This is a genomic window from Streptomyces sp. NBC_00984 (assembly GCF_045162475.1).
In the GTDB taxonomy this organism is placed as follows: Bacteria; Actinomycetota; Actinomycetes; order Streptomycetales; family Streptomycetaceae; genus Streptomyces.
Genome location: NZ_CP108734.1, coordinates 790,507 through 814,332, shown reverse-complemented (window position 1 = coordinate 814,332; position 23,826 = coordinate 790,507). Strand labels below are relative to the sequence as shown.

Genomic DNA, 23,826 nt, shown 5'->3' with positions numbered 1-23,826 from the left:
TTTCGTCCTTGTGTGAACGCAACGTAAACGTCGCGGTCGCCGATGACCAGTCCTCGTGGCGCATTCGTTGCCGGAGCGCGAGCAGAACGAGCAGAACCACGCGTTATGAGCAGAACCCCGAGTTGTGAGCGCAAGGGTGCCCGCGTCATCGGGGCGCCTTTAACGTCCCGCTCCATGAACAGCGAAACGAGCCCCGCCATCGAGCTGCGGGGGGCGAGCAAAGCGTTCCGGACTCCGTCGGGGGCGCTCCACACCGCCGTACGGGATCTGGACCTCACGATCGGGCGCGGCGAGTTCGTCGCCGTGGTGGGCCCCACTGGATGCGGCAAGTCGACCACGCTGACCCTGGTCAGCGGACTGGAGGAGCCCACCGAGGGGGAGGTGCTGGTGGCCGGGGAGCCGGTGCGCGGGATCGGCGACAAGGTCGGCTTCGTCTTCCAGCAGGACGCGGTCTTCCCGTGGCGGACCGTACTGTCCAATGTGATGGCGGGTCCCCGCTTCCGCGGCGTGCCCAAGCCCGAGGCGAAGGAGCGGGCCCAGGAGTGGCTCGCCAGGGTCGGCCTCTCCTCCTTCGAGGACCGCTACCCCCACCAGCTGTCCGGCGGTCAGCGCAAGCGCGTCGCCCTCGCGGCCACGTTCGTCAACGACCCCGAGATCCTGCTCATGGACGAGCCCTTCTCCGCGCTCGATGTGCAGACCAGGGCCCTCATGTCGGACGAGCTGCTGGAGCTGTGGGCCGGCACCGGCGCCTCCGTCGTCTTCGTCACCCATGACCTGGAGGAGTCCATCGCGCTCGCCGACAAGGTCGTGGTCATGACCGCCGGACCGGCCACGGTCAAGGAGGTCTTCGAGATCGACCTGCCCCGCCCCCGCAAGGTCGAACAGGTGCGGCTGGAGCCCCGGTTCGTCGAGATCTACCGGGAGATCTGGTCCTCGCTCGGCGAAGAGGTCCGCATCACCCGCGAGAGGGGTGCCCTCGATGTCGCCTGACACCATCACCGCGAGCGCCGCCGTCGGCAGGACCGAGCGGACCCGGGCCAGGGCGCGGGCCGCCAGGAACCGCAAGTACCTGGTGACGGGAAGCCGGATCGCGGTGCTTCTCGCGGTCATCGGGCTGTGGGAATGGCTGGCCCGTACGGCCGTCATCGACCCGTTCAACTTCTCGATGCCGTCGAAGATCTGGGACCAGATCCGTACCTGGGTCGTCGACGGAACCGCCCAGGGTTCCCTCTGGGAGCAGATCTGGTACACGCTCTACGAAGCGCTGCTCGGCTGGGTCATCGGTGTGATCGCCGGTGTGCTGCTGGGGATCGCGCTGGGCCGGGTCCGGTTCGCCGCCGATGTCCTCGGGCCGTACATCAAGGTGCTCAACGCCCTGCCCCGCATCGTGCTCGCGCCGATCTTCCTCATCTGGTTCGGCCTCGGCCCGGCTTCGAAGGTCGCCTCCGCGGTCGTCCTGGTGTTCTTCCCCGTCTTCTTCAACGCCTTCCAGGGCGCACGGGAGGTCGACCGCAATCTCGTCGCCAACTCCCGCATCCTGGGCGCCAGCAACCGTCAGGTCACCCTTCAGGTGGTCATCCCCTCCGCCACGTCGTGGATCTTCACCAGCCTGCATGTGAGCTTCGGCTTCGCACTCATCGGCGCGATCGTCGGTGAGTACATCGGGGCCACCAAGGGACTCGGACTGCTGGTCGCCGCCTCCCAGGGCACGTTCAACGCCGCCGGTGTCTACGCCGCGATGGTCATCCTCGCGATCGTCGCGCTGCTGGCCGAAGGGCTGTTGACCTTCCTGGAGAAGCGGCTCTTCCGCTGGAAGCCGGCCGACGCCGACACCGGCCGCTGACGCCCCGACGCCTTCCGTACCTCGACCCTCTCTCCACCTGTTTCTTCACAAGGACGTGAATCAGATGCGTACATCCACCCGGATCCCGGCCGTCGCCGTCGCCGGCGTACTCGCCCTGACCAGCCTCACCGCCTGTGGCGGCGGCGACTCCACCTCGGCCTCCGGTGGCAAGAACGACAAGGTCAAGATCATGGTCGGGGGCCTCGACAAGGTCATCTACCTGCCCGCGATGCTGACCGAGCGGCTCGGCTACTTCGAGGAGGAGGGCGTGTCGGTCCAGCTCCTGACCGAGCCCGCCGGAGTCCAGGCGGAGACGGCACTCGTCTCCGGCGATGTCCAGGGCACCGTGGGCTTCTACGACCACACCCTCGACCTCCAGGTGAAGGGCAAGCAGGTCGAGTCCGTCGTCCAGTTCTCCCACGCCCCCGGCGAGGTCGAGATCGTGTCCGACCAGGCGGCGGGCGACATCAGGTCGGCGAAGGACTTCAAGGGCAAGAAGCTCGGTGTGACGGGCATCGGTTCCTCCACCGACTTCCTCACGAAGTACCTCGCCGTCAACAGCGACGTGCAGACCAGCGAGTTCACGCCCGTCGCGGTGGGAGCCGGGCAGACCTTCATCTCCGCCCTCCAGCAGGGCGCCATCCAGGGCGGTATGACCACCGACCCGACGGTCGCCACCATCCTGGACAAGAAGCTCGGCAGGATCCTCATCGACATGCGGACGCCGGAGGGCTCCAAGCAGGCGCTCGGCGGGCTCTACCCGTCATCCAGTCTCTACATGCAGACCGAGTGGGTCGACAGCCACAAGGAGACCGTCCAGAAGCTGGCCAACGCCTTCGTCAAGACGCTGAAGTGGATGTCCACGCACAGCGCGGACGAGATCGCCGCGAAGATGCCCGCCGACTACGCCCAGGGCGGCGGCAAGGCCCTCTACGCGCAGGCCATCAAGAGCACGCTGCCCATGTTCACCAAGGACGGCGTCATGCCCGCGGACGGCCCCGCCACCGTCGAACGGGTCCTGAAGGCCTTCAACCCCAACCTGAAGGACGCGAAGGTGGACCTCGCCAAGACGTACACCACGGAGTTCGTCGAGAAGGCGAACTGACCGCGGGCGCCGACGGCACCCGCACGGAACACGGGCGGCGCGGCTCCCGGCAACCGAACGGCTCGTCGACACGGACGAACGGTTCTGCCGGAGCCGCACCGCCCGGTTCCGCCGCCTACTGCTTCCAGCTCGGTGGCTGGGCGGGGTCGAGCGTCCGCCACTGCGCGAGGACCTTCGGGTCCTGCGCGTCGAGCCAGTCGGTCAGCTCGCGGAAGGACACGCAGCGGACCTCCTTGCGGGGGCAGACCTCGCGCATCGTGTCCTCGGCGGCGTCCATGTAGATCCCGCCGTTCCAGTCCTCGAAGTGGTTCCCGATGAACAGCGGCGCGCGGCTGCCGTGGAAGACCCGCTCGAAGCCCGCGACGTACGCGTTCCGGGCCTCCTTGCGCCACGTTTCGTACTTCGTGGGGTCGCCCTCGATGTCGCCCTCGGACTGGTTGTAGAGGAAGTTGAAGTCCATGGACAGCACCTGGAAGTCCTTGCCCGGGAACGGCAGCATCTGCAACGGGAGGTCCCAGACGCCGTTCTTCTTGGACGGCCAGATCTGGAAGTCGCCCGGGGAGCTCGCGTCGTAGCGCCAGCCGAACGGCTTGGTGGCCGGCAGCAGGGTCTTCTGGCCCTCCAGACAGGGCGCACGCCCGCCGACGACCTCACGGGTGGGGTCGAAGGGGAGCGGATCGAGGTCCTTGAAACCGGTGTTCGTCTTCCAGTTCTGCACGAAGGAGTAGAACTGGCCGATCTCGCTGATCCACTCGTCCTTGCTCCAGTCCCCGCCGCCCTTCTTGTCGCAGAAGTGGCCGTTGAAATGGGACCCGATCTCGTTGCCCTCCCGCCAGGCCTCGCCGAGCTGCTCCAGCGTCATCCGGATGTGCTCGCGCGTCGGGTAGGAGATCGCGGCGGCTCCGGCCTTGTGCTGGGGCGGCTGGTAGAGGTCCCGCTTCTCCTTCGGGAGGAGGTAGATGCCGGTGAGGAAGAACGTCATGTGGGCATTGCTCTCCTTCGCCGCACGGCGGAAGCGCGAGAACATGTGGTCGTCGCCCTCCAGCGCGCCGTCCCAGGAGAACACCACGAACTGGGGCGGCCGCTCACCGGGCTTGAGCCGCTCGGCCTTCAACTGCTCCGGCTGCGGCCCGGTGTAGGACGTGGAGCCGTCCCCGAGGATCTTGACCTTTCCGTCCCAGTCCTCCTCCGCGCTCCCTCCGCCCTTGGGGTGCTCCCGGGCGGTCGGCTTCGGCGCGGCGACGGTGCGTGTGCCCTGCTGCGGGGTCCGGTCGTCCGAGGCGTTGTCGGACAGCAGCGGGACGAGCGCCGCGGAACCCGACACCGCAAGACATACCGCGAGCCCCAGGACGATGCGGGGCGTGAGGCGGGCCCGTATTCGGCGGACGGTGGACTTGGCTCTGGTATCTGTCACTTCGTCATGGCTTCCGTGTATGTGTTCCAGATCTGGGCCGGGAGCTTTCCGTCGTCGGCCGGGCCACCGGCCAGCCCCTTGAGCGGCAGTGGCGCGAGGCTCTTCGTCAGGTCCATGCGGTAGACGACGACGGCGGTGGACGCTGCCGGGCCGTATCCGACGAACCAGCGCGCGGTGTCGTCCTCGGTGGTTCCGGTCTTGACGGCGACCGGAGTGGGGGTCGCGACACCGTTCCTGCCGCCCGGCCGGCTGAGCGACGCGGTGACCTCGTCGGCGACATCGGTCCGTACGGCGCGCCTCGGCCGCGGCAGGTCGAGCCGGACCGGCTCGCCGTTGCGGGTGACCTTGCGGACCGAGTACGGATCCATGTGCACGCCGTGGGCCGCGAACGTTCCGTACGCGTCGGCCATCCGGATGGCGCTGGGCGTGGAGTTGCCCATCGCGAACGCCGGAACGGGCGGGCCGAAGCTGGAAGGGAGCAGTCCCGACGCCTCGGCCGTACTGCGGACCTGCTGCAGGCCCGCGTCCATGCCGAGTTGGAGGAAGGGCGAATTCACGGACTTCGCCATGGCGTCGTGCAGGCTGATGCGGCCGTGGGAGATGTCGCCGTCGTTGTTGCCCTTGACCATCTTCCCGCTGCGGTCCCAGTAGGGGCCTTCGGGTGTCATCACCGGGATGTCGTCATCGCCGTCGTACATGGTCGAGGGCACGACAGTGGAACGCGGACCGTTGCGCTGGTGCGACACACCGTGCTGCAGGCCGGCGGCGTAGACGAAGGGGGTGAACGCCGAACCGGCCGGGACGGTACCCGCGTTGGATTCGTTGAACGCCTGCCGCTCGTAGTCCGGTCCGCCGTACACCGCGAGGATCCGGCCGTCCGGGGCGACGGATGCGGCACCGAAGCGGACGAACCGGTCGGCCTTGCGCTGCTCGGGGTCGAGCGCGCCGCGCGCGTCACGGACGGCCCGGGTGAGGGCGGTCATCCGCGGCTTCTCGAACGTCGTGTAGATCTGGTAGCCGCCGAGGTCGAATCGCGCGTCGGAGATGTGCCCGACCCGCTTGGCGTACGACTCGGCGAGCTGGACGAGATAGCCGTCCTGCCCGCCCGCGCTGTTCGGCCGGTGCGGGGGCTTCGGGTCGGGAAAGGTGGTGTACGTGGCCCGTTCGGCCGGGCTCAGTTTGCCGATCTCCACCATGCGGTCCAGCGTCCACCGCCACCGCGCGACGGCTCGCTTCCGGTTGTTGGGGTTGACAGCCGGGTCGTACAGCGAGGCCCCCTTGAGCAGGGAGGCGAGGAACGCGCCCTCGCTGGCGTTGAGCTGGGTGACCTCCTTGCCGTAGTAGGCCTGAGAGGCACGCTGGAGACCGTAGGTGCCACGGCCGAACCAGCTGGTGTTCAGATACTCCTGGAGGATCTTGTCCTTGCTCAGGCGGCTGTCCAGCTTGACCGCCAGCAGCATCTCGGTGAACTTCCGCGAGAAGGACTGGTCCTGCGTCAGGTAGACGTTCTTGACGTACTGCTGGGTGATGGTGGACCCGCCCTGGGTGTCCCCGTCGCCGACCGTGCGCCACAGCGCGCGGGTGATCCCTTGCGTCGATATGCCGTGGTCGGAGTAGAAGTTGGCGTTCTCCGCCGCCAGTACCGCCCATCGGACGTGGTCGGGGATCTTGGACAGGGGCATCTCCTGGCGGCTCACCCAGCCGGTCCGGGCCATCGGTGTGCCATCGGCCCAGTAGTAGACGGTGTCCTGCTGGGTGGCGAAGGCGTTGAGGTCCTCGGGTATGTCCGTGCGGGCGTAGGCGACCCCCACCACGGTCGCCAGTGTCGCGGTGAACATCAGGACCGAGCCGAGGACCAGCCGCCAGGAGGGCACCCATCTTCGCCAGCCGCGCCGGCCCGCGCGTGGATAGTCCGGTCTGCGTGGCAGGCGGGCGAAGGTGCGCTTCGTCTGTTTCCGGCGCCCCGTTCCCGGGACCAGCACCGTCCGTGCGGCCCGTGCCGTCCTGCTGAAAATGTTGTGCTGTGTCATTCCGTCCAGCCATGACAGGCCGGGCCGGCCGCAGATCGCGACCGTGCCCGTGCAGTGGTCATTGAGCGTCCGCCGCCACACGCCGGCACATCGACTCTCCGCAGCAAAGGCCAAAGCATGACCGAGAGTTCTGTTGCGAAGTCACGTAAAGATAACAGGCCGTCGGGAGAGGTCGTGCCGGTCGGCTCTCCTCGTCATCGAGCCCGCCCGGCGACCGCCGGGCAGTACGGGCGGACCGGCATCGAACCGGCCAATTCGTTTCTCCCTGCCCGCCCGAGCCCACCGGAGCGCCGGACTGTTTCCGCACCTTCACCGCGTCCGGCAGCGGCCGACGGACAGGCAGGAGGAAGCGTCAAGCGCTGTTCCGGCCAACACCGACCCGTGCCGTGCGAGAGGGACATGGTGGCACCGGGGCCCATTTGCCTAAGGTCTGAGAGCGCGCAGCTGGGCCGGCCGGTCGATCCATCGACACATGGTCAAACGACGCATCGCACAGGGGGAAGCAGTGTCGCGTGTCAAACCCGTCCTGGCACGGGCCCTCCGTACAACTCCCTTACTCCGCCTGGACGTCGCCCACCGTGGTCGGGTGCGGCGTCTGGGACTGAAGCTCGAAGAACACGGCCCCACCGGATCGGTGAAGGACCGCAGCGCCGTCGGACTGCTGCGGGCGCTGCACGACGAACGGCCGCTCACCCCGGGAACGGTGGTGGTGGAATCCACCTCGGGCAACCTGGGCCTCGCCCTGGCCCGGCTGCTGCCGACGGTCGGCTGCGACTTCCTCGCCGTGGTCGACCTCAAGACCCCGCACGCCACCCGCCGCAAGCTCGCCGACAGCGGAGCCCGGGTGATCGTCGTCGACGAACCCGACGGTCTGGGCGGCTACCTGCTGAGCCGGCTGCGCCGGGTGCGCGAGCTGTGCGCGGACAACCCCGGATACCGCTGGCCCGACCAGTACGAGAACTGGGCCGCGCCCGACATCCACCGGCGCATCACCGGTCCCGAACTCACCGAGCAGGCGGGACCGGATCTCGCCGCGGTGTACGTACCGGTCTCCACCGGCGGCACCCTCGCGGGCATCGGCGCCCACCTGCGCGAGCACCGGCCCGACGTCGCCGCGGTCGCCGTGGACGTACGCGGCTCACTGGCCGTCTCGGGCAGCGCCGGACGACGCCTGGTCCCGGGCATCGGAGCAAGCCGGCCGTCCGTCTTCCTGAGGGCACCGCACAGCTACGACCGCGCGGTGCACGTCGACGACATCGAGGCGATAGCCGTCTGCCGGATCATCGCCGAGGACGTCGGGCTCGCACTCGGCGGCTCCAGCGGTTGCGCCGTGCGAGCGATGCTGAGCGACCGGGAAGAGGCCGGGCCGGACGGCCGCCTCGTGGTCTGCCTGGCCGCGGACGGCGGCGCCAAGTACCGCGACACCCTCTACTCCGACGACTGGGCGACCGAACAGGGTGTAGCCAAGGAGATCACCTCCGCCGTGGCACGACTGCGCAGCGAAGGACTCTTCTTCGACCGGAAGCACCAGGAGCACTGAACATGGGCACCAGCACCACCCTTGACCGGCAGCGGACGCGCCCCGGCCTCCGGCAGTTCCTGCCGCTGGTGCAGGGCGCCACGCTGATCGAATGGACGGGAACGGGCCTCTTCCTCGCCGTCTCGACCATCTACTTCGTCAAGGTCGCCCATCTCAGCACCTCGTCCGTCGGTACCGGCCTGACCATCGGCGGGGCCGTCGCCATCGCCACCGCCGTGCCCATCGCCCGGCTGGCCGGACGGTTCGGGCCGAAGCCGGTGCTGATCGGTGTGATGCTGCTGCGCGCACTGGCCACCGTCGGCTACCTCTGGGTGGACGGCTGGTGGAGCTTTCTCCTCGTGGTCGCCGTCATCGCCGTCACCGAGCAGTCCTCACCCCCACTGGTCCAGTCGTACGTCGGGGCACGCGCCCCGGAGAGCCTGCGCGCGAAGGTCATGGCCGTGCAGCGCACCGTCGTCAACCTCGGCATCAGCCTGGGCGGGCTGATCGCCGGAGTCGCCCTGGGTTCCGGGGCGCCGGGAGCCTTCCGGCCGCTGCTGATCGGTGGCGCACTCGCCTATGTGGCGGTGGCCGCGGTGTACGCCACCGCGCGGCGGGAGGAAGCCGTGACGGCGGTGGGGAGCGCCCGGGTGGCGGATCTGCTCAAGGACCGCCGGCTCCTGGGCTTCACCGCGTACAACGCGCTGGTGTCGCTCTGGATGCCGGTGCTCAATGTGGCCTTCCCGCTCTGGCTCGTCACCGAGACGGACGTGCCGGAGCGCTATGTCGGCATCCTGTACGCAGTCAACACCGTGCTGTGCATCGCCCTCCAGTACCCGCTCAACCGCTGCTACAGCACCACGCGCCGGGCATGGTGCTCGTACGCGGCCGCGGCAATGCTGCTGAGCGGGGGCGCCCTGGCCTTCGCCGCCGCGCCCGGCTTCGGGGCGCGGGAGGCGCTGCTGGTGCTCGGCGCGGCCGTCGTCCTTCTGACGTTCGCCGAACTGCTCCAGGTCGGTGCCTCGTGGACCCTCTCCTTCGACCTGGCACCGGAGGAGGCGCGCAGCGCCTATCTGGTGCTGTTCAACACCAGCCGCACGGTGGCCAACCGGGTCGCGGGCCCGGTGCTGATGACCGGCGTCGTCCTCGCCCTCGGCACGGCCGGCTGGATCGCGCTCGCCTGCGTACTGCTGCTCGGCGCGCTCGTCCCCTTCGCGATGCTCCGCGCAGCGCACGCCACCGGCGGCTGAACCCGCCCCCGCACCGTCCCCACCGCAACCGACCCACTCTCCAAGGAGCCCCGCCCGTCATGGACTTCGAGCAATACCCCGACAGCCACTTCCGCTATCTGACCCGCGCGGACGTCATCGAGGCCGCCCGCGACGTGGACATCGTGGCGGCGGTGGCCGAGGCGCTCAGGCTGCACTCCGCCGGACAGTCCGTCCTTCCCGAGGAGGCCTATCTCGGCTGGACCACCCCGCAGGGCGACTCGGCCAGGCTGCTGGCCATGCCCGGCGCCCTCGCCCAGGAGGGGCGGCCGCCGGTCGTCGGCATGAAGACCATCAACGCCTCGATCGGCAACCCGGGGCGCGGCATCCCCCGCTCCCAGGGCTTCACCCTGCTCCTCGACCCGGAGACCGCCCGGCCTCTCGCCCTGATGGAGGCCGCCTACATCAGCGCGATGCGCACCGCTGCGGTGACCGCGCTCGCGGTGCGCCATCTGGCGGTGGCAGAACCGCGCGGACTGGCACTCCTCGGCTGCGGCGCCCTCGCGCAGGCACACATCGCGCTGCTGCTGCGCACCGTCCCCACCCTGCGCCGCATCACGCTGTACGACGTGGCACCCGACCGCGCGAAGTCCGTCGCCCACCACATCGCCTCGCTGCCCGGTGCGGCGGACATCGAGACGGTGGTCGCCGACGGGCCGCGCGAGGCGGTGCGGGACGCCGAACTCGTCGTGCCCGTCACCACGGTGACCCAGGGATACATCGAGCCGGACTGGCTGCGGCCCGGCGCGCTCGTCTGCCATGTCTCGCTGGACGACCTCACCGAGGCGGCCGTGCTCTCGGCCGGCACGGTGATCGTCGACGACTGGAGCCTGGTCCGTGACGACCCGCGACGGCTGCTCGGCCGGATGCACCGGGCGGGCACCCTGCTCGGCCCCGACGGCACCCCGCGGCAAGGAGTGACCGCCCGGCCAGGGGCCCGCCCCGTCGACGGCACGCTCGGCGATGTGCTCGCCGGGCGGCACCCGGGCCGCCGCGACCAGGACGGGATCGTGATCAGCAACCCGTTCGGGATGTCGATCCTCGACGTCGCCGTGGCGGACCGCATCCACGCCCACGCCGAAGCCGCCGGTCTCGGCGCCCGGCTCACGCTCTGAGGGGGATCCGCATGACGATCGATCAGAACATCCAGGAGATCAACCGCACCATGTGGTCGTACGGCGAGTACCGGCACGTCGCCGATCTGCTGCGGCCGGGCGCCGTCGAGCTGGTCGACCGGCTCGCCCCCGCGCCGGATACCGCCCATCTCGATGTCGCCACCGGCAACGGCAACGTCGCGCTGCTGTCCGCCCTGCGCGGCTGCCTCGTCACCGGACTCGACCTGACCGACGAGTTCTTCCCCGACGCACGCGAACGGTTCGCACAGGCCGGTGTCACGGTGGAACTGCGCCGCGGCGACGCCCAGGAACTCCCCTTCGCCGACGCCTCGTTCGACCTGGTGACCTCCACCTATGGAATCCAGTTCGCGCCCGACCACGCCGCGTCGGGCGGGGAGATCTCCCGGGTGCTGCGGCCGGGCGGCCGGATCGGCATGTGCAACTGGACGGCACGCAGCTGGACCGCGCACTTCCAGGAGATCCTCTCCGCCTACTTCCCCTCGCCCAACGGCCATCAGGGACAGCCCATGCTGTGGGGCTCACCGGACTACCTCGCCGAACTCCTCGGTCCCGGATTCACGATCACGTCCGAACGACGGGAACTCTTCTACCCGTTCGCCGCGGCCGAGGACCTGGTGACCTTCTTCGAGAACTGCTTCGGCCCCTGCATCGCGGCGAGAAACACCATTTCGCCGCCCTCGCGATGGAAGGAACTGCGAGCGGAAATGGTCGAGATGACCGAGGGATTCCACACCTCGGACGAACGCGGCACGGGCGTGCCCGTCGAGTACCTGCTGGTCGTCGCCGAGAAGCGGACGGCCCGGTGATCGGCCTGCCCGAGCACTACCCGCGGCTTTCGCTGGCCGAAGGGGCGCGGGAGAGCGCCGTCGCCGCGGCACTCACCCGCCATGAACCGTACGAGCTGGGCGAAGCAGTCCACACCCACGTCGAGAGGTTCGCGGCCGCAGACCCCGACCGGACCGCGATCGAGGACGGCGACGTTTCCCTCGGATACGGCCGACTGGCCGACCTGATGCGTCGCACCGCGGCGCAGCTGGCGGCTGCCGGGATCCGGGACGGGCAGATCGTCGCGGTCGGCGGCCGGCGCGGCGCCGACGTCGTCGTGGCCTTCCTCGCCCTGGAGCTGCTCGGCGCCGTCTATCTGCCGGTCGACGCGAGCTGGCCCGCCGCACGCGTCGAGTCCCTGCTCACCGACAGCGGTACGGCACTGATGCTGACCACCGGCGCACCGGCGGACAGCGGGGAACTGGTCAAGGGCGCCGGCGCGGCCGGCGTGCCCACCACGACACCGCGACCGGCGGACCCTCCGTACACCCGGACCCTGCCGCCGGCCCCCGACGAGGTGCGCTACGTCCTCTACACCTCGGGGTCGACCGGCCGCCCCAAGGCCGCGATCGTCGAGCACCGGGGGATGCTCAACCACCTCCGGGCCAAGATCGACGACCTCGGGCTGACCGCGGACGACCGGCTGGCCCAGACCGCACCGCTGAGCTTCGACATCTCCGTCTGGCAGATGTTCGCCCCGCTGCTCGTGGGCGGCCGGGTACAGATCTTCGCCGACGAACAGGCACAGGACGGCGCCCTGCTGCTGGAGGAGCTGCGCGGACGCGGAACCACGGTGCTGGAGACCGTGCCCACACTGATCCGCTTCCTGCTCGACGCCCAGGAGACCGCGGGAATCCGGCCCGGCGCGCTGCGCTGGATGATCGCCACCGGCGAGGAACTGCCACCGGCGCTGGCCCGGCGGTGGCACGACACCCTACCGGGGATCCGGCTGCTCAACGCGTACGGCCCCACCGAGTGCTCGGACGACGTCACCCATGCCGAACTCGGCCCTCCGGCCGCCGGAGTACGCCATCTGCCGATCGGCTCGCCCATCGGCAACGCCGAACTGTACGTACTGCGCGAGGAGGACGGGCAGTGGCACGCCTGTGCGCACGGGGAGACGGGGGAGCTGTTCGTCGGGGGACTCGTCGTGGGACGCGGGTACCTCGGTGACCCGGAGCGCACCGCGCTCGCCTTCTTCACCGACCCCTTCGGCGCCGACGGCGGACGCCTCTACCGCACCGGGGACGCCGTACGCGCACTGCCGGACGGCCAACTGGAGTACCTGGGCCGGGTGGACCGGCAGGTGAAGGTCGGCGGCGTACGCATGGAGCTCGCCGAGATCGAGGCGGTACTCGCCGGCCACCCCGGAATCGCCGCCTGCGCCGTCACCGTCCACACCCCCGACGACACCGGAGCCCTGGTCGTCCGGGAGAGCGCCCACACCCCGGCGGCCGCGCAGCCGCCCCGGCTCGTCGCCTACGTCACCGCCTCCGGCGACGAGCCGACGGAGGCATCGCTGCGCGCCCATCTGAGCGACCGGCTTCCCGCCCCCATGGTGCCGCACACCTTCGTCGTCCTGCCCCGGCTCCCGCTCACCCGCAACGGCAAGACGGATTACAAGGCCCTGCCCGCTCCACCGCGCCGCAGCCGCCCCGACATCCGCCCGTACACCCCACCGCGGGGCGGGGCGGAGACCGCCATCGCGGCGGTCGTCGCCGGGCTCCTCGGCACCGGACGGGTCGGCAGGAACGACAGGTTCCTGGAACTGGGCGGCGACTCGCTGCTAGCCATGCGGCTGGTCGCCGCCCTGCGCGAGACCGGATCGGTGGCCGGTCTGCGTGACGTGCTGCGCGACGGCAGCCCCGCCGCGCTCGCCGCGCTCGGCCACGTGCAGAGGCCCGCGACCGCCGCCCGCACGGCGACGGCACCGGACGACGCGCCCCGCACCCGGCCGCTCACCCCGCAGCAGGCCGGGGTCTACTTCCACTGGCGGCTCGACCCGCTCAGCCCCTACTACAGCTACCAGGGATCCCTGGAACTCGACGGGCCCCTCGACGTGGCACGGCTGGCACGGGCCTGGCAGCTGCTGCTCGCCGAGAATCCGCTGCTCCTCGCCCGGTTCGCCGAGACCGACGAGGCGGACGGGCGGGAAACGGGGCACGAGGTGGTGCACCACTACCCGCACTGGGAGGTGCCGCTGCCCGCGAGCGCCCGGGACATCACCGCGGAGGCATTCCGCACGGTGGCCGCCGAGGAGGCGGCCAGGCCCTTCGACCTCCTCACCGAACCGGCCCTGCGGACCGGGCTGTTCCGGCTGCCCGGCGGACAGCACCGACTCCTGGTCACCATGCACGAACTGCTCCTCGACGGCTGGGGAGCGACCGTGCTGTTCCAGCGGCTGGCCGAACTCTACGAACAGCGCCCCGCCGGGCCCGACCCCGAACGTGCCACCCGCTACGACCGCTATCTCGACCACTTGGCGGAGCGGCTGGCCGGCGAGGAGGTGGCCGAGGCGGGGGAGTACTGGCTGCGCCGCCTCGCGGGCGACCTCCCGGCACTCCGGATCGCCCAGAAACCGCGGCCCGCCACACCCGCCTACCGGGGCGAGATCACCGAGGCGGTCCTCGACGAGCAACTCTCCCGGCTGCTGCGCGACACCGCGCTGGCCGCCTCCGCCACCGCCTTCGTACCGCTGCTGGCCGCCTACGCACTGGCCCTGAGCTACTACAGCGACGCCGACGACGTGATCATCGGCGCCCCGATGGCGGGGCGGGAGCGGCCGGAGACCGCCGACGTGCCCGCCTTCATGCTCGCCATGCTGCCACTGCGCCTGGACATCGACCCGGCCGCCACCCTCACGGAGTTCACCGCACAGGTGAGGGAGACGGTGTACGACGCCTACGCCGCCGCCGAGCACCCCTTCGGCTGGACGCTGCGGCGGCTTCCGGCCACCTCGCGGAGCTCATCGGCGACCCCGGTCTTCCAGACCATGCTCAACATGCTGCCCTACCCGGCGCGCGCCACCACCGCGTCGGACGTCCGGTTCCGCTTCGTCGAACTGGACACCGGCTACACCAAGTACGACTGCGCCCTGTACGTACAGCCGCACGGCCCCGGCGGCCTGCTGCTCCAGTACGCCTACCAGCAGGAGCTGCTCGACGCGCCGGCCGCCCGCAACGTACTGGAATCCACACTGATCGCGCTGCGGGCCCTGACCGACCCGGAGCGCGCCGAGCACACCACCGTTCGTTCCCTCGATCTGCTGCCCGGAGACGATCACCGATGAACACGCCGACCCTGCTGGAACGCTTCGCCGAGCAGGTGGCGGCCCACCCCCGGGCCGTCGCCCTGCGCCACACCGGCACCACCGTCACCTACCGCGAACTCGACGAATGGAGCGGCCGGCTGGCCGCCCGGCTCACCGCCAAGGGCACCGGTCCCGGCTCGCTGGTGGCACTCGCCGCCCAGCGCGGCCCCGCCGCCGTCGCCGGAGTCCTCGCCGTACTGAAGACCGGCGCCGCCTACCTCGGGCTGGACCCCGCGATACCCGTGCGACGGCAGCGCCGGATGGTGGAGGAGACCGGACCGCACTGCGTGCTGGCCGAGCCCGGACTCGACCAGTTCCCCACCCTGGACGCGCCGCGCGTCACCCTGGCGCCCCTTACCGAGGGCCCGCTGCACCAGGCCCCCGAGCAGGAGCCCGACGAGGACGCCCTGTTCCACATCGTCTACACCTCGGGGACGACCGGAAACCCCAAGGGCGTACGCATCAGCCGCCGTTCTGTCCGGGGCCGACTGGAGTGGATGTGGCAGGACCACCCGTTCCCGGAGAACGCGGTGCTCGCCGTCCAGAAGTCCCTGGCACTGGTCGCCTCGCCCTGGGAGCTGCTGGGCGGGCTGCTCAAGGGCGTCCCGTCCGTCGTGCTCGCCACCGACGAACTCCTCGATCCGGCGCTCTTCGCCGCCGCCGTCGAGCAGGAACGGATCACTCATCTCTTCCTGACCCCGCAGCTCATCGCCGGGCTGCTGGAGGAGAGCGCCGATCGCCCCGGCGGGCACCGGCCGGTCCTGGTCACCAGCGGCGCCGACACCCTGCCCGTGGACACCGTCCTGCGCTTCCGCGAGGTCTGGCCCGACGCCACCCTGCTCAACCTGTACGGCATGACCGAGACCGCCTCCAACGTCGCCGCGTACGACACCGCCCGACTGCCCGCCGACGCCGAACGCGTCCCCGTCGGCAGCCCCGTGGCGGGCGCCTCGCTCTCGGTCCGCGACCGGCTCGGCCGACGGCTGCCGACCGGTGTGGGCGGCGAGGTGTGGGTCTCCGGAACGCCACTGGCCCTCGGCTATGTCGGCGGCGACGACGAGGACCGCTTCACCACCGACGACGCCGGGGTCCGGCACTACCGCACCGGTGACCGGGGGCGCCAACTCCCGGACTCCGTAATGGAGATCACCGGCCGCGCCGACAACCAGATCAAGGTGCGCGGCTATCGCGTCGAGCTGGAGGAGATCGAGGCCACCCTGCGCAAGGCACCGGACGTCACCGACGCGGGGGCCTACGCGGAGAACGAGGACGGCGAGACACGCATCGTCGCCTGCGTCACCGCCGACGAGGAGACCGGCGCCGCCGCACTGCGCGCCCATCTGCGCGACCGGCTGCCCGACTACATGCTGCCCGCCCGCATCCAGCAGGTCCCGCAGCTCCCGCGCAGCACCAACGGCAAGCTGGACCGCACCGCCCTGCGCACACTCGTGGCAGGCATCGGGCAGGAACAGGCGGCCGGATTCACCCCGTCCGACGCCACCGAGACCGCCGTCGCCGCGCTCTGGCAGGAACTGCTCGGCGCCCCGCCCGCGTCGGCGGACCAGAACTTCTTCGACGCCGGAGGCCACTCCCTGCTCGCCGTACGGCTCGCCAACCGGCTGGCGACGACGGCGGGCCGCCGGGTGCCGCTGCGCCGCATCCTCGGCGCACCCACCGTCACCGCGATAGCCGCCCTGTGCCGCGACATCCAGCAGGAGGAGCAGATATGAACGTCCCATGGCTGACCGTGCCGGGCGAGCAGCCGCAGGGCGCCGCCACCGGCACCCTCGCCGTCTGCTTCGCACCCACCGGCGCCCACGGCTCCACATTCGCGAGCTGGCGCGGCCGGCTTCCCGAGGACACGACCCTTGCCTTCGTCGCACCGCCGGGCCGCGGCACCCGCGTCGACGAGGAGCCCGTCACCGACATGGCCGCCTACGCAGAGGCGACGGCGGCCGGGATCCGTGAACTGCGGGGCGGGCGGCGGCTGGTGCTGATCGGAGTCAGCCTCGGCGCCCTGCTGGCGTACGAGACCTGCCGCAGGCTGCTCGACTCCGGGGTGCCCGTCGCACGGCTGTGCGCCGTGGCCGGACAGTGCCCCGGCGACTTCCACGGCCGCGGCGAGGAAGTGACCGTGGAGGACGCCCGTGCCTTCGTCGCCGGGACCGGACTGACCGACCCGGAGCTGCTGGCGGACCCCGAGTTCGAGGAGGTGCTGCTGCCTCCCGTCATCGCCGACCTGCGGCTGGCCGCCGGGTACAACGGCCGCCTCGGAGCCGTTCCGCAGGTCGAGCTGCGCGCGGTATGGGCCACCGACGACCCGCACGTGCCCGAGGTCACCGTGCGCCGCTGGGCCGAGTGGACCCGGGGAGACTGCACCCTGATGTCCGTCGAGGGCGGCCACTACGCCCACCAGGAGAACCCGGCCGCGGTCATCTCCGCCTGCCTCGACGGACTCCCCGGTACCCGGCCGTCACGGCGCTCCGTGCTCGGTGCCGGGGCGACGGCCGTCGCGTCCACGGTGCTGGGCCTCGGCGCGGTGGCCTCGTCGGCGCCCGCAGCGCGGGCCGACGCGGCGACGGGGAGGGGCAGCGTCTCCTTCGACGGCGACCCCACCGACCCCGTGGGCCTCGCCGTCGCCATGATCCGTCAGAACACCAGCAACCCCGGCGACGGCGCGGTCACCCTGCCGCTCGCCCGGATGCTCCAGGGCATCTTCCGGGCCGCCGGGGTCGGCACCGAGATCGTGCCCACTCCGAAGGACGGCAACGTCCACTTCTTCGCCCGCGTCCCCGGCAGCGGACCGGCCACGAAGAAGCCCCTGGTCCTGCTCGGCCACTCCGACGTGGTGCCCGCCATCGGCGACACCTGGGAGACGGACCCCTTCGCCGGCGAGATCAGGGACGGCAAGCTGTACGGCCGCGGCTCGCTGGACATGAAGGGCGTCAACGCCGCCTTCGTCGCCGCTCTGCTGCGCCATGTCCGCGAGGGGGCGGCCTTCGACCGCGACATCGTCTTCTGGTCCGACTGCGACGAGGAACAGGGCCCCTACGGCGTGCGCTGGTTCCTCACGGAACACCCCGGCAAGGTGACGGCGGGTGCGGTCATCACCGAGGGCGGCTGGGTACTCGACCAGCGCGACGGCACCACGCCCATGATCGCCTCGCTCACCTGCAACGACAAGCGCTCCCTGCTGCTGCGCCTGGAGACGGCCTCGTACGCCACCCACACGTCCAAGCCGTTCAGCGGACAGGCGGTGATCCGGCTGGGCGAGGTGCTCGACCAGCTCGGGCAGTGGCGTGCCCACATCCGCCCGAACGCACTGTCCCGGCGGTACTTCTCCGAACTGGCCGAGGCCACCACCGACCGGCCCTTCGCCAAGGCTCTCCGGGAGATGCTCGGCGCCCGCACGGACCGGCAGCGGGACAGGGCGGGGGAAGCGGTGGTGCGGCTCAGCGAGACCCCGGAGCTGCACAACGCGATGCTGCGGACCACGCTCGCCTTCACCGCCGCCCAGTCCGGCTACTACCCGAGCATCGTGCCGGGCACGGCGACCGCGGAGTTCCGGGCCGCCTTCCTGCCGGGGGCCGAGGACCCCGGACGCATCGTCGCCGAACTGCGCTCGCTGATCGGCAACCGGGCGACGCTGAGTGTCGTCGGCAACCCCGGCGAGACCGAGCAACAGGCCCTGGACCGGCTGCGCGGCTATCTGGCCACGCCCGACTCCGACTACGACACGGACGTCTTCCGCGCCTGGCAGAGCGCCGTACGCCGGACCCACCCCGGAGTACGGGCCACCGCCTGCCAGTTCGAGGCGGTCACCAGTGCGGTGCCGTTCCGGGAACAGAACGTACCCGTGTACGGCATGTATCCGTTCACCGTGAACCGGGACATGCTCAAGCGCATGCACGGCACCGACGAACACATCGGCGTCGAAGCACTGCGGCAGGGCACCGAGACCGTCTACCAACTCCTGGCCGGGCTGCGGACCGACGCCTGAGCCCCTGACGCACCGCGCGGGCGTGCCCAGGCATGCGCGCCCGCGCGGTGCGTCGGACCGTCATCCCACGCTGACCCAGTCCAGGGTGCGTTCCACGGCCCGCTTCCAGTTCGCGTACCCCTCCGCCCGCTGGTCCTCGCTCCACTGCGGCTCCCAGCGCTTCGACTCCTGCCAGTGTTCTCGCAACTCGCCCTGGTCCTGCCAGAATCCGGTGGCCAGCCCGGCCGCGTAGGCGGCACCGAGCGCGGTCGTCTCTGCGACGACCGGGCGGCTGACGGGGACTCCGAGCACATCCGCCTGGATCTGCATGCAGAGGTCGTTGGCCGTGACCCCGCCGTCGACCTTGAGCACGTCGAGGTGGACGCCGGAGTCCTGCTCCATCGCCTCCACCACATCCCGGCTCTGGTAGCAGATGGCCTCCAGAGTGGCCCTCGCCAGATGGCCGTTGGTGTTGTAGCGGGCCAGGCCGACGATGGCGCCCCGGGCGTCCGAGCGCCAGTACGGCGCGAAGAGACCCGAGAAGGCTGGCACGAAGTACATCCCGCCGTTGTCCTCGACGGTCCGGGCGAGGTGTTCGCTCTCGCCCGCGTTCGTGATGATCTTCATCTGGTCCCGCAGCCACTGCACCGCGGACCCGGTGACCGCGATGGAGCCCTCCAGGGCGTAGACCGGCGGACTCTGCCCGAATCGGTAGGCGACGGTGGTGAGCAGGCCGTGCTTCGACCGGATCACTTCCGTCCCGGTGTTGAGTACGAGGAAGTTTCCGGTGCCGTACGTGTTCTTCGCCTCGCCCGGCTCGAAGCACACCTGTCCCACCGTGGCCGCCTGCTGGTCGCCGAGCACCCCCGTGATCGGGATCGCGGCACGCAGCGGCCGGGACGTGCGCGTGCGGCCGTACGCCTCCGCGTCGGAGGAGGGCCGGATGGCCGGGAGCATCGCCCGGGGGATGCCGAAGATGTCCAGCAGCTCGTCGTCCCAGTCGAGCGTCTCCAGATTCATCAGCATCGTCCGGCTGGCGTTGGTCACATCCGTGGCGTGGATACCGCCGTCGGGTCCGCCGGTGAGGTTCCACAGCACCCAGCAGTCCGTGTTCCCGAACACCGCGTGCCCCTGCTCCGCGGCGGCGCGGACCCCGTCGACATTGTCGAGGATCCACTTGATCTTCCCGCCGGAGAAGTAAGTGGCCGGAGGGAGCCCCGACTTGCGCCTGATGACCTCGCCGTGCCCCTCGTTCTCCAGGGCCTTGGCGATCGAGTCGGTGCGGGTGTCCTGCCACACGATGGCGTTGCAGTACGGACGGCCGGTGCGGGGGTCCCAGACGACCGTCGTCTCGCGCTGGTTGGTGATCCCGATGGCGTCGAGATCGGTGGCGCTCAGACCACCGGTGCGCAGAGCGTTCTGCATCACCGAGTTGGTGCGCTCCCAGATCTCCACCGGATCGTGCTCCACCCAGCCCGACCGGGGCAGGATCTGCTCGTGCTCCAACTGGTGTCGGGCCACTTCGTTTCCGCCGTGATCGAAGATCATGAAGCGGCTGCTGGTGGTGCCTTGGTCCACTGCGCCGATGAAGTCCGCCATGGCGTGCTGCCTCTCCTGAGTCCGGACCCGGTGATGGAACCGGGCGTCACTTCTCCGGCGGTAGCGGGATGCTGCCCTCCGGCTCCGGTTCGGCCGTGGGCAGGAAGCTGCTGATGAAGATCTTGTAGACGAGGGCTCCCAGCGGGCCGCCGACGAGCGGTCCCACGATCGGCACCCAGAAGTAGAAGTTCCCGTACTGATCGCGCCACGCCCCTCCGTAGCCGGTCAGGAAGCTCGCGAGACGGGGGCCGAGGTCACGGGCCGGATTGATCGCGTACCCGGCATTGGTCCCGAACGCCATGCCGATGGCCACCACGATGAGGCCCACGACGAAAGGACCGAGGTTGGAGCCCGGCGGGGTGTTGAGGAGATCCGTGACCGCGAAGATCAGCAGTACGAGGATGGCGGTGCCGATGACCTGGTCCCGGAACGCCCCCCATTCGTGGACCGGAAGCGCGGGGTTTCCGTTGGCGGGCAGGGTGGAGAACACGAACTGCGTCTTGATCGTGTGCCCGGGGTCCGCCTTCGCCAGCGCCTCCGTGTAGTTCCAGCGCACCAGCAGTGCCGCGACGAACGCCCCCGCGAGCTGCGCGAGGGAGTAGGGCGCCACCTTCTTCCAGGGAAAGTCCTTGAAAGCGGCGAGCGAGAGAGTCACCGCCGGATTGAGATGGGCTCCGCTCAGTCTGGCCGCCACATAGACGCCCAGAGTGACTCCGAGACCCCACGCCCAGGCGATGCTGTCGTGATTTCCGAGGCCGCCCGCCGGATCGGTGAGCGCACCGCCGGCCACGACCTGGGCCACGACACCGCAGCCGAAGAGGATCAGAATCATCGTGCCGAGAAACTCCGCCGAGAGTTCCCCGACGATTCCGGACTTCTTGAGCCGCTCCATAGGGGTCTCGCTTCCTGTCGATCAACGACTCCTGGCGGCATAGATCCACATCTGAGCGTAAATGGCGGAAATTGGTTCCGCACTCGGTGGCGGACGCGCCGTTTCCGCACCCGCCGGAGCCGGAGCCCTGCGCGGTCTCAGTCCACGTCGACGTGGTCGAAAAGGTCCAGCATCCTGCCGAGCACCCGTACGCAGGCCGTCACATCGGCATCGGTCAGATCCCCGTCCACCTGGCGCAGCAGGGACTGCTCGCGGGTCAGTGCCGCGGTGATCGCCGCGCTGCCGCCCTCGGTCAGCCGGACCAGGGACGACCGCTGATGGGCCGGGTTGGGAATGATCTCGACCAGTTGCCCGGCCGCGGCGTCGTTGACCATGCGCTGCACGAACTGCCGGCTCAGCGCCTGTGCCCGGCCCATCTGCGGGACCGTCATGGGTCCGTGTTCACGCAGCAGATCCAGTACGGCACGCACGCCGACGGACAGGCCCTCGATCGGTGCGGCCTGTTCCACCTTGCGTTGCACACGCCGGTAGAGCGGGCCGACCAGGGCGAAGACCTCCGTGAGCCGGTGGGCCAGTTCCTCGGGTGCCAGGGGCGGATCGTTGTCGGTCATGCGGCCATGATGACACCTTGGTTGTCAATGCGGGGAGTAGATGGCACCTTGGTTGTCATGAATGCTGCCTCCGAGCTGAAATTCTTCGAGACCGACGACGGCCGCCTCATGTACCGCGACACCGGGGAGGGCCCGCTGCTGGTGCTGCTGCACGGCGGATTCCTGGACCACGGGATGTGGGACGACCAGGTGCCGGAGCTCGCGCGGGATCACCGGGTGATCGTGCCGGACGCCCGCGGGCACGGCGGATCGTCCAACGCGAGCAGGCCCTTCCGGCACACGGACGACCTGGCCGCCCTGCTGCGCCATCTCGACGCCGGCCCCGCGGTCCTGGTCGGAGTGTCGATGGGCGGGGCCACCGCGCTCGACACCGCGCTCGAACACCCTGATCTGGTACGTGCGCTGGTCGTCAGCGGGGCGGGGACGAGTGAGCCCGAGTTCCACGACCCCTGGTCCCGTCAGGTCCTGGCCGAGCAGGCCCGCTCCCTGGCCGCCGGTGACATCGGGGGATGGATCGACGCCTTCATGCTCTTCGCGGCGGGGCCGCACCGCACGCTCGACGACGTCGACGGCGCTGTGGTGCGACGCCTGCGCGCGATGACCGAGCGGACGCTGGCCAAGCACACCGCGGACGAACCCGACCGGCTCGTGCCCGTCTCCGACACCTGGGCACGGGCGGCGAAGATCGACGTCCCGGTGCTGGCCGTCGCGGGCGGCATCGATTCGGACGATCACCTCGCCATGGTCCAGCGCCTCGCACGGACGGTCGCCGACGGGCGCGAGGCGATCGTCGAGGGGACCGCGCACTATCCCCCCATGGAACGGCCGGATGCCTTCGGCGAGATCCTCGGGGAATTCCTGACGGCCGTGTCCGCCCGGGAGGGCGGCGCCGTCTGACGGGTGGTCCCGGGGTTCAGCGCAGGGCGGCCACTGTGTCATCGGCCCCCGCGACTTCCTCCGCCGGGGCGTCGTGGAGGCCGAGCCTCAGGTGGTCGACGTGGAAGAGGGCCTGGTCGAGGAGTTCGGCCACGTGGTTGTCGTAACTCGCCACCATCCCCACCGCCGTGGCGCTCTCGCGCCGGTGCCGCCGACTCGTCGTGCAGAACCTGGTGATCGCGGCCGTCTTCATCACCGGCCTCGTCGTCCGGGACCTGGTCGGCACGCTGCCGCTCCCGCCGGGTGTCGCCGGGCACGAGGGCTCCACCGCCGTCGTCGGCCTCAACGGCCTGCGCCTGGTGCGCGAAGCCGCCTGGACGCGCGCCGTCGGCCACCGCTGAACCCGCCGGCGGGCGACCGGCTCAGCCCTCGTGGTCCTCTTCGGGCGGCAGGGCGCCGGCCAGCAGGAACCGCTCGCCGAGAACGCGGGCGGCTTCCCGCAGTTCGGGCGGCCCGACGATACGGAACGCCGCCCTGACCGCCATGAGCTGTTCGGCGTACCAGTCCGGTTCGTCCGTGGTGGCGACGAGGCGGGTGCGGTCCGGGTCCGCTTCCTCCAAGCGCCCCAGGCTGCGCGGCAGCCATTGAGCGACGTCGGCCACGGGGGCGTCGATGACGACCTCCACCTCGTACTTCCAGCCTTCGGAGAGGTGCTCCTCCAGCGTCCGTACCGGGTCGAGACCGGCCGGAGGCGCGAACGTCTCCCCGAGCACGTCTACGGTGGCGACCCGGTCCACCCGGAGGACGCGTCTGGCGTTCTTCGTGTGCGACCAGCACAGCAGATACCAGCGGGAACGACGTACGACGACGGCCCACGGATCGACCTCCATCGTCCGTTCCGCCCCCGGACCCGACCGGTATCCGAGCCGCAGCCGGCGGCCCGCGGCACAGGACTGGACGAGCAGGGCCGTGGTCTCGGGGCCGGGGCTCGCGGCGCCGGAGTCCGGAACCGGTGCGCTCACTCTCCGGACGGCCTGGGCCGGCTCGGCGACCGGCTCCGGCAGCACGCGGATGATCTTGCCGAGCGCGCTCTCCACCGGGTTCTCGGCCGTGCCGGCCGCGTCCCGATGCCGCTCCAGCACGGCCATCACGAGCCCGAGGGCCTCGGGGGTGGTGAACATCAGGGGCGGAACCCGAAGACCCCGGCCGACGCGGTAGCCCCCGTAAGGGCCCCGCACGGACTCGACCGGGACACCGGCCTCCCGCAGGATGCCGACGTACCGGCGGGCCGCCCGTCCGGAGACGCCGAGCCGGTCCGCCAGCCGGTCGGCCGTGATCCCCGGGCCGTCCTGGATCAGCTCAAGAGCCAGGAGCGCCCGTGCGGTCGGGCTCGCGTCGTGCACCATCGGCAGATCAGTC

At 70.6% G+C, this 23,826-nt stretch carries 17 protein-coding genes and 2 pseudogenes; 12 read left to right on the top strand and 7 right to left on the bottom strand.

Features of this window, described 5'->3' with window-relative positions; translation table 11 throughout:
- Positions 1–174: 174 nt before the first annotated feature.
- The 3 genes from OG520_RS03370 (at position 175) to OG520_RS03360 (ending at position 2,948) form a co-directional block, all read left to right on the top strand.
- A complete protein-coding gene (locus OG520_RS03370) occupies positions 175–990 on the top strand; it encodes an ABC transporter ATP-binding protein (protein ID WP_406012111.1) in 816 nt (271 codons plus the stop codon).
- Positions 980–1,843 carry an ABC transporter permease gene (locus tag OG520_RS03365; protein WP_385337841.1) on the top strand — a complete coding sequence of 288 codons (864 nt, stop codon included), beginning with the start codon at positions 980–982 and terminating at the stop codon, positions 1,841–1,843. Before OG520_RS03370 ends, OG520_RS03365 begins: the two co-directional genes overlap by 11 nt.
- A 64-nt stretch (positions 1,844–1,907) precedes the next feature.
- On the top strand, positions 1,908–2,948 hold the full coding sequence (locus tag OG520_RS03360) for an ABC transporter substrate-binding protein (RefSeq protein ID WP_406012110.1): 1,041 nt from the start codon (positions 1,908–1,910) through the stop codon (positions 2,946–2,948).
- A gap of 115 nt (positions 2,949–3,063) precedes the next feature.
- Here the strand turns inward: OG520_RS03360 and OG520_RS03355 are convergent, their stop codons facing one another.
- Complete coding sequence (locus OG520_RS03355; protein ID WP_399329988.1) at positions 3,064–4,362, bottom strand: hypothetical protein; 1,299 nt, start codon at positions 4,360–4,362, stop codon at positions 3,064–3,066.
- Positions 4,359–6,392, bottom strand: coding sequence for a transglycosylase domain-containing protein (locus OG520_RS03350; protein WP_406012109.1), 2,034 nt, complete (start codon positions 6,390–6,392; stop codon positions 4,359–4,361). Before OG520_RS03350 ends, OG520_RS03355 begins: the two co-directional genes overlap by 4 nt.
- Positions 6,393–6,864: 472 nt before the next feature.
- On the opposite strand from OG520_RS03350, the gene OG520_RS03345 reads away from it, so the two are divergent.
- From OG520_RS03345 to OG520_RS03315, 7 genes are read left to right on the top strand one after another with little or no spacing between them, the layout of a single operon-like run.
- Positions 6,865–7,932 (top strand): pyridoxal-phosphate dependent enzyme, encoded by a 1,068-nt coding sequence (locus tag OG520_RS03345; protein WP_406012108.1) that lies wholly within the window; start codon positions 6,865–6,867, stop codon positions 7,930–7,932.
- 2 nt (positions 7,933–7,934) lie between these two features.
- Entirely contained in the window at positions 7,935–9,161 is a 1,227-nt protein-coding gene (locus tag OG520_RS03340; protein WP_399329991.1) for an MFS transporter, read from the top strand.
- A gap of 59 nt (positions 9,162–9,220) precedes the next feature.
- On the top strand, positions 9,221–10,294 hold the full coding sequence (locus tag OG520_RS03335) for an ornithine cyclodeaminase family protein (protein WP_406012107.1): 1,074 nt from the start codon (positions 9,221–9,223) through the stop codon (positions 10,292–10,294).
- Between the two features lie 11 nt (positions 10,295–10,305).
- Complete coding sequence (locus tag OG520_RS03330) at positions 10,306–11,121, top strand: class I SAM-dependent methyltransferase (protein WP_406012106.1); 816 nt, start codon at positions 10,306–10,308, stop codon at positions 11,119–11,121.
- Positions 11,118–14,429, top strand: a complete 3,312-nt coding sequence (locus OG520_RS03325; RefSeq protein WP_406012105.1) for an amino acid adenylation domain-containing protein — start codon at positions 11,118–11,120, stop codon at positions 14,427–14,429. Before OG520_RS03330 ends, OG520_RS03325 begins: the two co-directional genes overlap by 4 nt.
- Positions 14,426–16,180, top strand: a complete 1,755-nt coding sequence (locus OG520_RS03320; protein ID WP_399329995.1) for an AMP-binding protein — start codon at positions 14,426–14,428, stop codon at positions 16,178–16,180. The genes OG520_RS03325 and OG520_RS03320 overlap by 4 nt, the downstream gene beginning before the upstream one ends.
- Positions 16,177–18,450 (top strand): M20/M25/M40 family metallo-hydrolase, encoded by a 2,274-nt coding sequence (locus OG520_RS03315; protein ID WP_406012104.1) that lies wholly within the window; start codon positions 16,177–16,179, stop codon positions 18,448–18,450. Before OG520_RS03320 ends, OG520_RS03315 begins: the two co-directional genes overlap by 4 nt.
- Positions 18,451–18,510: 60 nt before the next feature.
- On the opposite strand, the gene glpK is transcribed toward OG520_RS03315, so the two are convergent.
- From glpK to OG520_RS03300, 3 genes are all read right to left on the bottom strand, one after another.
- A complete protein-coding gene (gene glpK / locus OG520_RS03310; protein ID WP_406012103.1) occupies positions 18,511–20,028 on the bottom strand; it encodes a glycerol kinase GlpK in 1,518 nt (505 codons plus the stop codon).
- 46 nt (positions 20,029–20,074) lie between these two features.
- The gene (locus OG520_RS03305) at positions 20,075–20,920 is read right to left on the bottom strand and encodes an MIP/aquaporin family protein (protein WP_399329998.1); all 846 of its coding nucleotides are present in this window, start codon (positions 20,918–20,920) and stop codon (positions 20,075–20,077) included.
- 137 nt (positions 20,921–21,057) lie between these two features.
- Entirely contained in the window at positions 21,058–21,531 is a 474-nt protein-coding gene (locus OG520_RS03300) for a MarR family winged helix-turn-helix transcriptional regulator (protein ID WP_406012102.1), read from the bottom strand.
- Positions 21,532–21,588: 57 nt separating this feature from the next.
- Between OG520_RS03300 and OG520_RS03295 the strand changes: the two genes are divergently transcribed.
- Positions 21,589–22,428 carry an alpha/beta fold hydrolase gene (locus tag OG520_RS03295; RefSeq protein WP_399330000.1) on the top strand — a complete coding sequence of 280 codons (840 nt, stop codon included), beginning with the start codon at positions 21,589–21,591 and terminating at the stop codon, positions 22,426–22,428.
- 16 nt (positions 22,429–22,444) lie between these two features.
- On the opposite strand, the pseudogene OG520_RS03290 reads toward OG520_RS03295, so the two are convergent.
- A pseudogene (locus OG520_RS03290) lies at positions 22,445–22,579 on the bottom strand (transcriptional regulator); the annotation flags it as partial.
- Between OG520_RS03290 and OG520_RS03285 the strand changes: the two are divergent.
- A pseudogene (locus tag OG520_RS03285) lies at positions 22,575–22,808 on the top strand (heavy metal translocating P-type ATPase); the annotation flags it as partial. The pseudogenes OG520_RS03290 and OG520_RS03285 sit on opposite strands and share 5 nt — an antisense overlap.
- A 21-nt stretch (positions 22,809–22,829) precedes the next feature.
- Here the strand turns inward: OG520_RS03285 and OG520_RS03280 are convergent.
- On the bottom strand, positions 22,830–23,813 hold the full coding sequence (locus OG520_RS03280) for a helix-turn-helix transcriptional regulator (protein WP_406016412.1): 984 nt from the start codon (positions 23,811–23,813) through the stop codon (positions 22,830–22,832).
- Between the last annotated feature and the right edge of the window lie 13 nt (positions 23,814–23,826).

Coding starts and splice junctions, on each gene's coding strand:
- OG520_RS03330 (WP_406012106.1), top strand. CDS start 10,306: ATGACGATCGATCAGAACATCCAGGAGATCAACCGCACCATGTGGTCG.
- OG520_RS03320 (WP_399329995.1), top strand. CDS start 14,426: ATGAACACGCCGACCCTGCTGGAACGCTTCGCCGAGCAGGTGGCGGCC.
- OG520_RS03345 (WP_406012108.1), top strand. CDS start 6,865: ATGGTCAAACGACGCATCGCACAGGGGGAAGCAGTGTCGCGTGTCAAA.
- OG520_RS03300 (WP_406012102.1), bottom strand. CDS start 21,531: ATGACCGACAACGATCCGCCCCTGGCACCCGAGGAACTGGCCCACCGG.
- OG520_RS03360 (WP_406012110.1), top strand. CDS start 1,908: ATGCGTACATCCACCCGGATCCCGGCCGTCGCCGTCGCCGGCGTACTC.
- OG520_RS03305 (WP_399329998.1), bottom strand. CDS start 20,920: ATGGAGCGGCTCAAGAAGTCCGGAATCGTCGGGGAACTCTCGGCGGAG.
- OG520_RS03370 (WP_406012111.1), top strand. CDS start 175: ATGAACAGCGAAACGAGCCCCGCCATCGAGCTGCGGGGGGCGAGCAAA.
- glpK (WP_406012103.1), bottom strand. CDS start 20,028: ATGGCGGACTTCATCGGCGCAGTGGACCAAGGCACCACCAGCAGCCGC.
- OG520_RS03365 (WP_385337841.1), top strand. CDS start 980: ATGTCGCCTGACACCATCACCGCGAGCGCCGCCGTCGGCAGGACCGAG.
- OG520_RS03350 (WP_406012109.1), bottom strand. CDS start 6,392: ATGACACAGCACAACATTTTCAGCAGGACGGCACGGGCCGCACGGACG.
- OG520_RS03295 (WP_399330000.1), top strand. CDS start 21,589: ATGAATGCTGCCTCCGAGCTGAAATTCTTCGAGACCGACGACGGCCGC.
- OG520_RS03315 (WP_406012104.1), top strand. CDS start 16,177: ATGAACGTCCCATGGCTGACCGTGCCGGGCGAGCAGCCGCAGGGCGCC.
- OG520_RS03335 (WP_406012107.1), top strand. CDS start 9,221: ATGGACTTCGAGCAATACCCCGACAGCCACTTCCGCTATCTGACCCGC.
- OG520_RS03340 (WP_399329991.1), top strand. CDS start 7,935: ATGGGCACCAGCACCACCCTTGACCGGCAGCGGACGCGCCCCGGCCTC.
- OG520_RS03280 (WP_406016412.1), bottom strand. CDS start 23,813: ATGGTGCACGACGCGAGCCCGACCGCACGGGCGCTCCTGGCTCTTGAG.